Annotated in this window: 14 protein-coding genes; 7 read left to right on the forward strand and 7 right to left on the reverse strand. The window is 40.7% G+C overall.

Annotated features, from left to right (window positions below):
- Positions 1-298: 298 nt before the first annotated feature.
- Positions 299-436, reverse strand: coding sequence for a protein YhfH (gene yhfH, locus ACTJKA_RS07215; RefSeq protein ID WP_008359029.1), 138 nt, complete (start codon positions 434-436; stop codon positions 299-301).
- 155 nt (positions 437-591) lie between these two features.
- Here yhfH and ACTJKA_RS07220 point away from each other — a divergent pair, with 155 nt between their 5' ends.
- The 3 genes from ACTJKA_RS07220 (at position 592) to ACTJKA_RS07230 (ending at position 4,053) form a co-directional block, all read left to right on the forward strand.
- Positions 592-1,335 (forward strand): MBL fold metallo-hydrolase, encoded by a 744-nt coding sequence (locus ACTJKA_RS07220; RefSeq protein WP_440607666.1) that lies wholly within the window; start codon positions 592-594, stop codon positions 1,333-1,335.
- 2 nt (positions 1,336-1,337) lie between these two features.
- Positions 1,338-2,327, forward strand: coding sequence for a lipoate--protein ligase (locus ACTJKA_RS07225; RefSeq protein ID WP_008348846.1), 990 nt, complete (start codon positions 1,338-1,340; stop codon positions 2,325-2,327).
- 172 nt (positions 2,328-2,499) lie between these two features.
- Entirely contained in the window at positions 2,500-4,053 is a 1,554-nt protein-coding gene (locus ACTJKA_RS07230; RefSeq protein ID WP_076821940.1) for a fatty acid--CoA ligase family protein, read from the forward strand.
- A 15-nt stretch (positions 4,054-4,068) separates the two neighbouring features.
- On the opposite strand, the gene ACTJKA_RS07235 is transcribed toward ACTJKA_RS07230, so the two are convergent.
- Complete coding sequence (locus ACTJKA_RS07235) at positions 4,069-4,485, reverse strand: hypothetical protein (protein WP_056705121.1); 417 nt, start codon at positions 4,483-4,485, stop codon at positions 4,069-4,071.
- A 177-nt stretch (positions 4,486-4,662) separates the two neighbouring features.
- Here ACTJKA_RS07235 and ACTJKA_RS07240 point away from each other — a divergent pair, with 177 nt between their 5' ends.
- Entirely contained in the window at positions 4,663-5,946 is a 1,284-nt protein-coding gene (locus tag ACTJKA_RS07240; protein ID WP_008348815.1) for a M48 family metallopeptidase, read from the forward strand.
- A 46-nt stretch (positions 5,947-5,992) separates the two neighbouring features.
- On the opposite strand, the gene ACTJKA_RS07245 is transcribed toward ACTJKA_RS07240, so the two are convergent.
- From ACTJKA_RS07245 to ACTJKA_RS07260, 4 genes are all read right to left on the reverse strand, one after another.
- Positions 5,993-7,138: a serine alkaline protease SapB gene (locus ACTJKA_RS07245; RefSeq protein WP_008348814.1), complete on the reverse strand. Its 1,146-nt coding sequence runs from the start codon at positions 7,136-7,138 to the stop codon at positions 5,993-5,995.
- 387 nt (positions 7,139-7,525) lie between these two features.
- Entirely contained in the window at positions 7,526-8,110 is a 585-nt protein-coding gene (locus ACTJKA_RS07250; protein ID WP_035700154.1) for a histidine phosphatase family protein, read from the reverse strand.
- 61 nt (positions 8,111-8,171) lie between these two features.
- Positions 8,172-9,533: a globin-coupled sensor protein gene (locus tag ACTJKA_RS07255; protein ID WP_370539267.1), complete on the reverse strand. Its 1,362-nt coding sequence runs from the start codon at positions 9,531-9,533 to the stop codon at positions 8,172-8,174.
- A 25-nt stretch (positions 9,534-9,558) separates the two neighbouring features.
- The gene (locus tag ACTJKA_RS07260; protein ID WP_125589117.1) at positions 9,559-11,091 is read right to left on the reverse strand and encodes an FAD-dependent oxidoreductase; all 1,533 of its coding nucleotides are present in this window, start codon (positions 11,089-11,091) and stop codon (positions 9,559-9,561) included.
- Between the two features lie 142 nt (positions 11,092-11,233).
- On the opposite strand from ACTJKA_RS07260, the gene ACTJKA_RS07265 reads away from it, so the two are divergent.
- Positions 11,234-12,094 carry an SDR family oxidoreductase gene (locus ACTJKA_RS07265; protein WP_017366957.1) on the forward strand — a complete coding sequence of 287 codons (861 nt, stop codon included), beginning with the start codon at positions 11,234-11,236 and terminating at the stop codon, positions 12,092-12,094.
- Positions 12,095-12,152: 58 nt separating this feature from the next.
- Here the strand turns inward: ACTJKA_RS07265 and ACTJKA_RS07270 are convergent, their stop codons facing one another.
- A complete protein-coding gene (locus ACTJKA_RS07270; RefSeq protein WP_008348804.1) occupies positions 12,153-12,389 on the reverse strand; it encodes an IDEAL domain-containing protein in 237 nt (78 codons plus the stop codon).
- A gap of 289 nt (positions 12,390-12,678) precedes the next feature.
- Between ACTJKA_RS07270 and ACTJKA_RS07275 the strand changes: the two genes are divergently transcribed.
- Positions 12,679-13,257, forward strand: coding sequence for a competence protein ComK (locus tag ACTJKA_RS07275; protein WP_017366958.1), 579 nt, complete (start codon positions 12,679-12,681; stop codon positions 13,255-13,257).
- Positions 13,258-13,400: 143 nt separating this feature from the next.
- A complete protein-coding gene (locus ACTJKA_RS07280; RefSeq protein ID WP_129548215.1) occupies positions 13,401-14,507 on the forward strand; it encodes a D-TA family PLP-dependent enzyme in 1,107 nt (368 codons plus the stop codon).
- Positions 14,508-14,625: the final 118 nt, after the last annotated feature.

Here is a 14,625-nt window from a genome sequence, read left to right on the forward strand (position 1 = left end):
TATATTAAGTTTTAATATATGAATTAAAGTATAACTAAAATTAAAGAGGTTCGTCCACGATTAAATTATATTAAGAAAATACAAAATTATTTGAAAAAATGGACACTTCGAACCCCCTTCGTTGTTTTAAGTCAATAAAAAGTGCCTTCCGAACTAAAAGTCATCATATGAAAATACTAAAAAACCCTTCTGTACCAAGGGTTTTACCTTTTTACCTATTTTTCAGAAAAAATAAAAAGCACTTTTGACTCCAACTGACGGAGGAGGAAAAAAGTGCTTTTTTATTCTATTTATTTCCTTATTTAAGATAACTTACTTGTGAGCATTCCTCACATTCATTACCGTAACACTCGTGCTGTTCCATTAAATCATTTCCACATTTTGTGCATTTTTTTGAAGGCAAATTTCTAAAAAACTCAGTGATTTTTCCTAGCATTTGTCATCCTCCAATACGTTTAATTGTTATCATTGTATTATAACAGATTGATAATTGTCAATCTGTTTTGTAACAATAGGCAAGAAGAATGCTTTTTTTATGAAAAATGGGTATATTGTAAGAAGGGGATTTTTTGAAAAGGAGGAAATATGACGATGAAATTAACCGTGATTGGCTGCTACGGAGGATTTCCAGCAGCTGGTGAAGCCACATCAGGTTATCTTTTTGAATCAGATGGTTTTCGTCTGCTTGTCGACTGCGGGAGCGGAGTTCTGTCAAAGCTTCAGCAATACATTGATATAGAAGAACTAGATGCTGTACTCCTTTCTCATTATCATCACGATCATATTGCAGATATCGGACCTCTCCAATATGCCAAGCTAGTGGGTTATCATTTAGGAAAAAGCAGTGGTCCGCTGACGATCTACGGACACACCGGGGATCAAGAAGCATTTCAGCGGCTCTCTGATGATGTACATACAAAGACAACACCTTATCAGCCGGAAGAGGGCATTCAAATCGGACCATTTCAAATTGATTTTTTGAAAACGGTTCATCCGGCAGAATGCTATGCGATGAGAATTCAGGCAAATGAGGCTGTGGTGGTGTATACAGCTGACTCAAGCTATCAAGATGCATTTATCCCTTTTAGCAAGGATGCAGACTTACTTATTGCCGAAAGCAACTTTTACGCCGGACAAGATGGATCGGGTGCAGGACATATGAACAGTACTGAAGTAGGGAAGCTGGCAAGTGAAGCAAATGTTGGAGAGCTCATCATCACCCATCTCCCTCATTTCGGTCGGCATAAAGACCTAGTCAATGAAGCACAGGCGTTATATACTGGCAATATACAGCTTGCCCAATCAGGGCTTAGATGGAACAAGGAAGGAAGATAGAGATGCTGTTTATCGATAACGAGCAACATTATGACCCAATGATTAATTTAGCCATTGAAGAGTATTGCTTAAAATATTTAGATCCAGAAGAAACGTATTTGCTGTTTTACATCAACCAGCCGTCCATTATTATTGGAAAAAACCAAAATACAATAGAAGAAATCAATACAAAATATGTGGAAGACAATGGCATCAAAGTCGTTCGCAGGTTATCTGGCGGTGGTGCAGTTTACCATGACAAAGGAAACTTGAACTTCAGTTTTATTACAAAAGACGATGGGGACAGCTTTCATAACTTTAAAAAATTCACCGAGCCAGTCATCAAAGCGCTTGAAAAGCTTGGCGTCAAAGCGGAATTAAGCGGCAGAAATGACATCATGGCAGATGGGCGTAAAATCTCGGGGAATGCTCAATTTGCTACACGAGGACGTATCTTCAGTCATGGCACCCTATTATTTGATTCAGAAATCGAACATGTTGTCTCGGCATTAAATGTGAAGAAAGAAAAGATCGAATCAAAAGGGATTAAATCCATTAGAAGCAGGGTCGCCAACATTAGTGAACTGATGGATCAAAAAATGACAACAGAAGAATTTAGAAAAATTCTTTTAAGCTATATTTTTGACACGAACGGAGACGTGCCTGAGTATCAGCTGACAGAAAAAGATTGGGAGAAGATTCATGAGATTTCTCGTGATCGATACCAAAAATGGGAATGGAACTACGGCCGTTCACCTAAGTTTAACTTGCAGCACTCTAAGCGTTTTCCAGCTGGATCGATTGATCTTCGATTAGAAGTGAAAAAAGGCATCATTCAAGACTGCAAAATTTTTGGTGACTTCTTCGGTGTAGGGGATATTGCTGATATTGAGAAACGACTCATTGGGCAGCAATATGATCGCAAAACCATTAGTGATGTATTAGAAGACATGGATATGCGCCATTATTTTGGTAACGTATCAAAAGAAGATTTTCTGGATTTGATTTATTAAGCAAGGACAGGCACGGCTAGAGATAGCGGTGCTTTTTCTAATGAAAGGGATGAAAGCGGTTTACATTTGATCTTGTGAATTTTTTCGATTGTCTATTATAATAGAAAGGAGGAATGTTTGGTCATAAAATGAATGGCTATTCATTCATTGATGAAGTATAAGGGGTGGGAGAATGGATTTGATCAAAAATCTTGAGCAGACTGCGATGACCAAGGGAGAGAACGTCGCACTGATCTTTGAAGGGAACAAGTGGACCTATCAAGAACTGATGACAAGTATCGAACGTTTTGCAGATGGTTTAGTGAGCGAAGGGTTTCAAGCGGGAGATCATATCGCGCTGATTTTAGGAAATTCACCGCATTTTGTGATTTCATTTTTTGGTGCATTAAAGGCAGGGCTTGTTGTTGTACCTGTCAATCCAACATATACGCCAAGTGAAATCGGCTACATGCTGGTCACTGGTGATGTAAAAGGGATTGTTGCACCGGATCAGCTTCTGCCGATATACGAGCAGGTGTATGAACAGCTTCCAGCGATTGAACGAGTCATTATTTGTGCTCAAAATGAATCTGCGTGCAGGTCAAGTTTAAAAGAAGTATCTGATCGTCTTGTTTTCTTCGGAAAGCTTGTATCTGGAGGTGCACCAGAAGCTGAGCATCCTTCCATACAACCTGACGATACGGCTGTTATTTTATTTACATCTGGCACAACAGGAAAACCAAAAGGGGCAATGCTCACTCATGTTAACCTTTATTCAAATGCAAGAGACATTGCGGAGTACCTGTCAATTGATGAGAAGGACAAGGTGATTGCTGCTTTGCCGATGTTCCATGTGTTTTGTTTGACCGTCTGTATGAATGCCCCCTTGATTCATGGAGCGACCATCTATGTCCTGCCGCATTTCAGCCCATCAGAGCTTTTACGAATGATGGAGAAAGAAAAACCAACGTTATTTGTTGGTGTTCCAACCATGTATAACTATTTATACCGCCAGGACGGTCATGAGGAAGCGATGAAGTCGGTGAGGATTTGTATATCAGGCGGTGCGTCCATGCCTGTTGCTTTACTTCACGGTTTTGAAGAAAAGTTCGGTGTCACGGTGCTAGAGGGTTACGGATTATCAGAGGCTTCCCCAGTGACGGCATTCAATCCCCTTGATGGAAAAAGAAAACCAGGCTCGGTCGGCACTGATATTATGAATGTGAAAAATAAGATCGTGAATGAACTTGGAGAGGAAGTTGGACCAAACGAAGTCGGAGAACTGATCGCAAAAGGGCCAAACATTATGAAAGGCTATTATCAAATGCCAGAAGACACAGAGGCGGCACTGAAAGATGGCTGGCTGTACACAGGAGATTTGGCGAGAAGAGATGAAGACGGATATATTTATATCGTCGATCGAAAAAAGGACATGATTCTCGTTGGCGGGTATAATGTCTATCCAAGAGAAGTAGAAGAAGTACTTTATCAACATCAAGCTGTAGCAGAAGCCGTTGTCATCGGTGTGCCCGATCCAAACACAGGAGAGGCTGTTGTCTGTTACATTTCCCCTAAGAAACATGCTCACATCAATCAAGAAGACATCATCACACATTGTTCACGCTATTTGGCGAAATATAAGCAGCCCCAAACGATCCATTTCATTGATGATATTCCAAAAAACACGACTGGTAAAATTTTAAGAAGAGCGCTAAAGGATAAGTACCAAGCAGAAACAAGTAAATAAAAAAAGAGTCTCTTCTTATGAAGAGGCTCCTTTTTGAATCGCTTCTTGTACCTGTTTTCGAAAGGAATTTGACTGTTTTTGATTTAATTCATAATAGGTGCCGTTTACTAAAAAAACAACTTGAGAGCGGTTGGTCCATAGCTGAAAAGAAGTACCATTTGTCCGTCCGAACATGACCTTGGCGATATAATCTGGCTTTTTTACATTCTTTTTGAGATGGCTGCTTGTTTGTTTCCCTTTGTTTAATTGTTCAATTAGATCCTCAGTTGTATCTTTATCATCTATTTCATAAGAAATGGACTGGTTCGTCGGTGAAAGCAATAATTTCTCTGCTCGATTTTCATCGAAGATGTCACTTGTCCGGCTGAACACATAAAAGAAGGTAATCAGTAAAAGCCCAAAGATCACAATTCCTGCAAGGATTTTCTTCATGATGAACCTCCAACTCACTTTTTTATGGTTAGTTTCTCCGATTTTTGAACAGCATAATCATTTTTTTCACTCAAGCTTTTTCAGATAGGGCATGCTATGATGGAGCCACATGAGACAGGTTCTAAACAAAAACGTGCGTGATTACAATAGAGAGAGAAATGGAAAGGAGGCTGACCAGTGCGAGTACGCAAATGGGTAGCTCTTGCAACGGTAGCATACATATTGTACGGTCTTTTTATTTATTCTTACTTATTTCTAATGGGGGATTCATCTGTCCCTGACAGTGTGAAAGGGACAAGTGCAGACCCGCATACATTTATGACAAGCCATGAGCTTGTGATTAGTGGAAGTTACTCGAACATTCGTAACCTGTTGTACTTTATGACAATTCCTTTAGATTGGTATGTCTTTTTCCTTTTGCTCATTTCAGGGTTTTCAAGGAAATTAGCAGATTGGAGCTTGGCAGCAGCTCGTTTTCATCTTTTGAGCAAACTTGTGTATGTGTTTGTGCTGTCACTTTTGACGATGCTGATCACATTGCCGGTCAAGTGGGTGAGCTACCAGTTGTCCTTGCACTACGGTGTTTCAGCACAAAGCACGGCAAGTTGGCTAAAAGACCAAACGCTTGATTTTTGGATTCAATATCCACTGCTTGTTCTATGCGCGATTGTGTTCTTTTGGCTCATTCAAAAGAAAAGGAAATATTGGTGGCTGTATGCTTGGTGTTTAACCGTTCCAGTTACACTATTTCTCTTCTTTATACAGCCGGTCGTTATTGATCCACTCTACAATGATTTTTACCCATTGAAGGATCAAGCGCTTGAGAAAAAGATATTAACTCTTGCAGAGAAAGCGCACATTCCAGCAGATCATGTATATGAAGTCAACATGTCAGAGAAAACAAACACGATGAATGCTTACGTCACAGGAATTGGTGAAAATAAGCGTATTGTTTTGTGGGATACGACACTTCAAAAGCTGAAAGACCGTGAAATCTTATTTATCATGGCGCATGAGATGGGACATTACGTGATGAAGCATGTATATATTGGTTTAGCAGGATATTTAGTGTTGTCTCTGGTTGGATTTTTTGCCATTGATCGTCTTTATTTTTCCCTTTACCAAAAAGGCGCTTCTCCATTTCGTCTGAAGGCACCACATGACGTTGCTGCTCTTCCGCTTCTTTTAATCATTGTATCTATGCTGTCATTTGCTGCTTCTCCTTTTACAAATGCTGTGTCAAGGCATCAAGAACGTGCAGCTGATGAATACGCCGTGAACTTGACGAAAGATGGAGAGGCGGGGGTAACATCATTTCAAAAGCTTGCAAAATCAGGGCTTTCCCAAGTCAATCCGCCACTTTTAGTGAAAATATTCCGCTATGGACACCCGACGATGATGGAGAGAATCATCGATATGGAAAAAGCGGCGAAAAAAGAGGAAACATCGAAAAAGCAATAAATAAAAAATCCGGCTCAGTTCGCCGGATTTTTTTGTCACACTTATTTTAGTTAGAAGCTGCTTGAACGTTAATCAATCCTTTTCCGTAATAGAACGAATTACCAAGCGGTGTTGCCGTATTTTCTAAGCGCTGACGAACCTGAGACGTTGATAGATTCGGATACTTAGAAAGGATAAGCGCTGCTGCTCCTGCTACATGAGGAGATGCCATCGATGTTCCCGTATAAGATGTATATCCACTGCTTGGTACTGTACTTAAAATCGATGTACCAGGTGCAGAAACATCTAATTCAGGACCTGCGCTAGAGGACGAGTTTCTGACATTGTTGCTGTTCACGTTGGCAACAGCAATGGTTGAGTCGTATTTAGCAGGATAGCCAACGGTGCTAGTAGAGCCAGTGGAACCTGAATTCCCTGCTGCGGCAACGACAACTACTCCGCGATTATTCGCTGTGTCTACAGCATTTTTAAGCGCTGTGGAGCCGTTTGGTCCGCCTAAGCTCATATTGATGACATCCATGTTATTGGCAACAGCCCATTCAATACCACTGATAATCCAGCTGTATTGTCCATCGCCGTAACGATCTAACACTTTAACGGCATACAAGGAGGCGCTTGGCGCAACCCCAAGAACACCAATCGTGTTATCAAGGGCAGCAATGGTTCCGGCTACGTGAGTTCCGTGTGATTGAAAGTCTTGTGTGGCATTTGGCTCTGAAGGGACGAAGCTAGCACCGCCTGCAACATTTAAGTCAGGGTGTGCGGCGTGGATTCCAGTATCAAGGACAGCTACTTTGACGTTAGCACCTTTATAACCTTGAGCGTGTACGGCTGGAGCTTTGATTTGAGGGATACCATAAGGGACGGTTTGTGCATATGCTTCTGCTTTGTGGTCTTCTTCTACATAAGCAATGCTAGGGTCGTGTTCAAGTTTTTTTGCGGCTTGTTCAGACATCTTCACTTGTGCAGCATTAATGAGGCGGTATTGTTTTTCTAATTTCCCACCATTTTGTGTCACTGCTTGTTTCTTAGAGCTGTTTGTGGTGGCAGAAGCTTTAAAGCCAACGATATAGCTTTTTTCACTTTCTGACTTTGAGGCAGTCTCGGCATTTGCCATCGAGCCTCCAAACCCTGCTGAAAACAGAAGAGGGACAGCCAATAAAACACTTGTCATCACATTTTTCTTTTTCACGCACATTCCACATCCCTTTTTTCTTATTTCAGAATAATCATCCGTAGTCTATAAGAATGATCCGTTTGATTATTCTGTATTTTCAGTTTAATAGAGATAGGCAAATAAGAGTAGACCCGAATTTTTGTGGAAGTCCTAGCGAAAAATAGGGAATTAAGTCACTTGGAAATGATGGAAAAATATGTTTATTCTATATTCTCAACGGTTTTCTATTAAAAAGGAATCGTGCTTTTTTTCTCATGATCCATTTGAGGATAAACATTCGATACCCGAAATTCCATAAAATAGGTAGAAAAGGCTATCATCTATTTCGAATTTCGATATAAAAAAATATTATTTTATCATTGTTTTTGTCATGAAAAAGAACCTGCTATGAAAACAGGTTCTTTAAGAAGGGGCAGATTGTGTTAAATGGCTGACCACGTTGTAATCGTTCACCTTCCATTCACCATCTGTCCATTCCACATAATTTAAGCAGGCATTCTCAAGTCTTGTATCCTTAATACCCATCTGTTCGTCAGCTAGTGAGGTGAGTAAGGCATGGATGGCAGCCCCGTGTGCCACGATGAGTACCCGTTTATCTGGGTAGGTTGCTCTCACTTTTTCGATACCTTCTAGCATTCGATCTTGAAGTGCCGATAGTGGTTCCATATTTGGATACTGTTTATTTGGAAACAGTTTCTGACGTTCCTCAAATGACATGCCTTCAGCGTCGCCATAGTCACGTTCAATAAAATCGTCCATGATCACGAGCGGTGCATGTACATGCTGTAAAATCAAATGAGCTGTTTCTTTTGCCCTTGATAGCGGACTGGAAATGACAACATCCCAGTGGGCATCTTTTAAGTAAAGACCGGTTTGTTCCGCTTGCCATTTACCAGTGTCATTTAAAGGGATATCTGTTCGTCCTTGAATTCGTTTTGCTGCATTCCAATCGGTTTCACCGTGTCTGACTAGGCAAATTGCTGTCAATCAAATCCCGCCTTTTCTATCTTTTCTTCTATTATACTAAAACAGAAGAAGAATGACTGGATCAGTGATTTGTCAGGCTCGTTAATGACTCGACCGAACTTGCCACTTGGGACACTGTTTGTTTGACTTCTTTCAATTCGTTTAGGAATGTTTGCAAATCTATTTCAATTTTTCCGTTTTGGTTTTTGCTTAAGTTCATGCTGCTGACGATATCATCGAATAGCGAGTTGATTTGGGTCATTTTTTCTTTACTGTCTGTCACAAGTAAATTCACATCAGCAATATGCTGTGACACAATGGCGATTTGTGAATTTGTGTTGTTGACGAGCTCAGATACAGTTGAAACCGTTTTCTTTGTATCCTCTGATAATTTGCGAACCTCGTTTGCAACGACAGCAAAGCCTTTGCCATGTTCACCTGCTCGAGCTGATTCGATTGAAGCGTTTAAAGATAGTAAATTCGTTTGCTCCGCAATACCTGTGACGATCCCAAAAATTTGTTCAATTTGTTTTGCAATTTCTTCTAAGCGTTTAATTTCTGTTTCAATCTTTGTCATACTGCCGTCAATTTGGTTCATTTGCGTCTGCTGAATTTCTAACTCTTTTTTACCGCCAATTGATTTCTCTTCAACTTGTGCAGAAATCTTTGTGCCAGCCTGTGACATATCCGCCATCTCATCAGATTTTGATACAAGTTTGTCCACTGCATTTGTTGTGTTTGAGAAGAGAGAAGCAAGTGAATTAGATGTTTCTGTAATTTTTGTATGAAGCTCTTTTTGCTGTAGTTCTGCTTCATCACGAACTTTAGAGTATTCATTTTGGAACGTATCTAGGACAAGCTGCTGCTCTAGATTTAAAATTTTCGTCGTCGCTTTCACTGCCGTCTGATATTCTTTGAAATCTTGGATATGCTGGGCGAATAAATCCATAATGGATAGCAATAGGTCTTGGAAGGCTGCCATATACCATTTAGGTTGAAGTCCAATTCTTAAATGAACTTGTGCAATTTTAATTCTTTTGGCCACATAAGATTCGTCAATCACACCGGCAAACATTTCACTAATATGAATGCGTAGTGTTTTCTTTAGACGCTCGACTGAGCTGTTATCTTGAATGATGTGCATCAAGGAAGACTCGACTTCTAGGTTTTTATAAAATTTATCGACGATATGTTCAATTTCATCTTGAACGATTGGATTCAGCTGTTTCAAGATAAAAAGGTCTTGCTGCGTCAAATCAATCATTTTAATTTGTTTGGCAATGTCCGTATTCTCCGGAAAATTGATTCGTTTTATCCCATCATCCTGCTGTGTGAAAAAAGCAGTGTTTTTCTTTTTACTCTCTTTTTTAAATAACAATGTGTTTGTCCCCCCATGATCATCAAAAATATCAGACTTTATGTTTTTTATCGGATAATATTGGATTTTTTAAAGGGGAAACAGTGAAATTTTACTGTTCTTTATATGACCTTTTTAGTGGTTTTTTCGCCGGACCTTCTACTACTTCTCCCGTAATGGAGAAACGAGACCCGTGACAAGGACAGTCCCACGTGCGGTCACTATTATTCCACGCGACTTCGCAGCCTAAGTGAGTACAGGTTGTATCGACAAGAAAGAGATCGCCGTCCTCTGACTTAAAAGCGCCACATTTTTTGTGCTCATAAGATACAATGCCGCCTTCACCCGGTTTTAAATCATCAATTGTTTGATCAGCTCGCTTTAATTTACCGCTGATCAGCTTTGCTGCAACATTGGTGTTTTCTTTGATAAAGTCTTTTACGAATGCGTCTGACACGAGTCTTGATGGAGTAAAGAGGGATTCGTAAGGATTCGATTTTCCTTCGATCAAATCTCCGATCAGTGTCGCTGCTACGTGGCTTGTGGTCATGCCCCATTTTCTAAAGCCTGTTGCCACAAAAATATTCGAATGATGTGATGTCAGGCGGCCAATGTAAGGGATTTGATCCATTGTGACCATATCATGAGTGGACCAGCGGTAAAGGACTTCCGTTATACCAAGGGTGGCTTCACCAAACTTTTCTAGTGCTTCATAGTGTGCGGATTCATCTCCGCCTTGTCCGGTTTTATGACCTTGTCCACCGATGAGCACGACATCTTCTCCATGGAATCTCGCCGTTCTTAATGAATGGGCAGGCTGATCAATTCCTAAGTACATGCCGTCTGGGAGCGGTTTTTTTGTTTTGGCTGCGACGACATAAGATTGCTCAGGATGGATTCGAGTGAAATACAGTCCTTTGCCATCGTAAAAAGGAAAGTGTGAGCATGAAATGATAGAGCGCCCCATCAGATGATGGCCACTTTTTGTGATGACAGCAGGGTGTTTTCCTTCTTTTACATCGACTGCCGTTGTCTGTTCAAATATGCGCACGCCTCGGTCAATGAGCTGATCGATCAGTGCATGAAGATAATGAAGAGGATGAAATTGTGCTTGCTGCGTCATGGCGAGGGCTGCCTTGATGCCAGCATCAAACGGGAGCTCTGTTTTCCATTCGCGATCGATACCGAGCTGTTTGTACGCATCTAATTCCTTCTTTAACTTTTTGACGCCGTTTTCTTCTGTTGCATAAAGGTAAGCATCTTTTACCTCAAGATGACAATCAATGTCATACTCTTTCACACGTGCTTGGATGAGTTCCTTTGCTTTTTCATTTGCTTCTACATATAAACGGGCTTTCGGCATACCTATATGCTGAATCAGCTCATGATAGTACACATCATGCTGGGAGGTAATTTTCGCTGTCGTATGTCCGGTGGTTCCTTGCAATACTTGATCAGCATCTATGATGATGACATTCAGTCCGCGTTCTGTCATTTCAAATGCAGTAGCGATACCGGTAATACCGGCACCGACAATGATGACATCTGCTGTAAGATCTTCGCTGACAGTAGGAAAAGAGGGCTTCTCACTATCAGCTAGCCATAACGACTTTGCTTGCTCCGATCCTTTATGTTCTTGTTCCATGTTGTCGCCTCCAGTCACTTGTTGTGTATAATTTTTCCACGATGCTGAAAATCATACATTTTAGTGAAAACAAGAGCGAAATACATAAAAAAATGAGCAACACATAAAAATAAACGAGATAAAAAGGAAGGAGTGGACTGACGTGTCAACAAAGCAGCCAAAGAAAACGTTACCGCCTCAGCATCAGAACGAACGTCCAGGACTTGAATATAAAATGAACCCTAGACCTATCTTTGATCGAGAGGTGCAAGGCAAAAAGCTGACAGGGAAAACGGCGATTGTCACAGGTGGAGACAGCGGGATTGGACGAGCAGTATCTGTCTTATTTGCGAAAGAAGGAGCCAATGTAGCGATTGTTTATTTGAATGAACACCGTGATGCGGAAGAAACGAAGGACTATATTGAAAAAATGGGAGGCCGCGTCATCTTAATAGCAGGTGATCTAGGCGATGAAGCTTTTTCACACGAGGTCGTCAAACAAACAAAAGATGCTTTCGGTTCGATTGATATTTTGGTCAACAACGCAGGTGAACAGCATCCGCAAAAAAGCATTGAACAGATTACCTCTCACCAGCTTCTTCGGACATTTCAAACGAATATATTTGCCATGTTCTATTTAACAAAAGCGGTGCTCCCTCATTTAAAGAAAGGAAGCAGTATTATTAATACAGCATCGGTCACTGCTTATAAAGGTCATGAAACCTTAATTGATTATTCATCGACAAAAGGGGCGGTTGTAACGTTTACAAGGTCATTATCTCTATCTCTTATCAAACAAGGGATTCGGGTAAATGGGGTAGCGCCTGGACCGATTTGGACACCGCTGATTCCATCCACATTTACGGAAAAGGAAGTGTCTGAATTTGGTGGAGATGTCCCAATGGAGCGGCCTGGTGAACCAGTAGAGTTAGCGCCGAGTTATTTATTTTTAGCGAGCGAAGACTCTTCTTATATAAATGGACAAATGATTCATGTGAATGGCGGAACCATATTAAATGGATAAAAACAAAAAACTTGCGGTAAAGAGACAAGTTTCTGTCTCTCTGCCGCAAGTAAAATCATCATGATTGATGTAAGCAATGTTCTGCATATTGAGCTGACAGGTCATTAAAACGCTTTTCATCACGCTGATCTAGCGCCTTGTCAATCTCTTCTCTAAGGAAGGTTAAGCGCTGTTTATAAAGCGCCTCATCTAAAACCATTTGAATATAAATGTCTAAAATAGTAACGCCATTCTCTTCGGTTTTTTGGGTGTTGCGGGACTTCATGAGCTCAGCATACGTTTTTTTCTCTTTCATAAAGAATCCCCCCGATGCCTTTTTTATAGTATATGGATTGGCGGAGAAAAAATCAACAAGAATTTATAATTTTTAGACAATTTATTTTTGAGCCATATCGACACCCCTTGTCCAGTCGACAAGATACGATATATCTTTAAAAATGGCTTTTAGATAGATCGAATGTACTAAAAAATATGATAAAAAGATAATTTTAAATAAATATTGAAAAAATCCTGTCGTTTCTTATACGTTGGTGATAGATTAATAGTATCTAAAATAACCAAAAATTAACACAGGAGGAAATGAAGTGTCAGGAATTAGTGAAACACCATTAGATTCATACGTCATTAATCAAACAACAATGGCGGTCCTTCCGGTTGAAGAAGGAAAACGAGTATATTCAAAAGTGATCGAAAGAGAGACAAGCTTTTACGTTGAATTAAAGCCGCTGCAAATTATAGAACGTAGTTGCAGGTTCTTTGGCTCAAGCTATGCAGGCAGAAAAGCGGGAACATACGAAGTAACAGGAATTTCCCACAAGCCTCCCATCGTGATTGACTCATCCAATCATCTGTATTTCTTCCCAACCTATTCATCCAACCGCCCTCAATGCGGATGGATCTCCCACAAATACATTCATATCTTTCAGGAATCATCCCTCGGAGACACGGTTGTTACTTTTACAAATGAGCAATCGGTCAAACTAGATGTCTCATATAAGTCATTTGAGAGTCAGGTACACCGAACAGCGTATCTCCGAACGAAATTTCAAGATCGACTTGATGGAGGTCTTCCTAAGAAACAAGAATTTATGCTGTATCCAAAGGAACAGCAGCTCAACCTTGTGTATGATTTTATCTTAAGAGAACTTCGTAATCGTTATTAGTGAGAGACCAGCGGCAGACAGCCGCTGGACTGCTTACTCATCGCCATCACTTTTTTGCAGAAAAAACCATTGATTATCGTATAAAAAAATATATAATTTATCTATATCGTATAATTTTTTATATAATGAAAGGGGTCATGGGGATGATGTATGAAGAACTGGATACGCCGGCACTACTCATTGATAAACGGGTGATGATGGAGAATGTAGCGGCGATGCAGCAATACGCAGACCGTCAGCATGTCAAATTGCGCCCTCATACGAAAACGCATAAAACGCCTGCACTTGCCAAGCTGCAGGAAGAGAAAGGTGCATCTGGCATTACGGTAGCGAAAGTAGGAGAGGCTGAAGTAATGGCAGCCCATGGGCTCAAGGATATTTTTATCGCCAATCAAATTGTAGGTGAGACTAAACTCAAGCGGATTCGTAAACTGGCAGAGTCGATACAGATTTCATTCGGTATAGATTGTGTTGAGCATGTGAAGCAGATTGAGCAAGTCTTTCGTGAATCAGAGAAAAAAGCGGAGGTTTTAATTGAGATAGAGGTTGGAGAGGGAAGATCTGGTGTCATTGAAGAACGTGATTTCTGCCACATATTAGAGGCGATTCAAACAAGTGATGCCGTTCATTTAAAGGGGATTTTTTCTCATGATGGTCATACGTATCAAGCCGAAAGTAAAGCACATTGCCAGACATTATACAAGGAGGCTGTAAATCGAACGCTCCGTTTTGCGCAGATTGCAGAAGAAGCTGGTATGCCGCTAGAGGTCGTCAGTATTGGATCAACACCGCCATTTTTATTTCAATTTGATATTCCAAAAGGAGTCACAGAAATACGGCCAGGCACATACATCTTGATGGATGCTTCCCAGTCCAATGTAATCGGCACATATTCACATTGTGCAGCATCTGTGCTGACGACGGTCATTAGTAAACCGACAGAGCGCCGGGTGATTACAGATGTAGGGGCCAAGGGGCTGACGGCACAAACACGTACAAAAGGGCTGACCAAAACAGAGGGCTTAGGCAAAGTGAAAGAATATGATGATGTATTTGTTTCAAGCGTATTTGACGAGCATGCCATTATCTATCATGAAGGCTTTCGTCAAAGTGTACAAATCGGTGAGAAGGTGCAAATTATTCCGAATCACATCTGTCCTGCTGTGAATCTTCATGAAAAAGCATACCTCATTCAAGATGGCGAAGTGGTAGAAGAGCTGGATATTGCTTGTAAAGGAAAGCTGCAATAAATGGGTAGGATCATAGAGGGTGTTGCCGCTATGCAGAGCAGAATATAAGGCAGATTTGATTCTAAGAAAGATCATCATTTGAAATCCATACATCTAAGAAAAAGGCGCCGAAAGGGGT

The sequence above is a fragment of the Bacillus sp. 22190 genome, assembly GCF_052045575.1.
GTDB classification, from domain to species: domain Bacteria; phylum Bacillota; class Bacilli; order Bacillales; family Bacillaceae; genus Bacillus; species Bacillus altitudinis.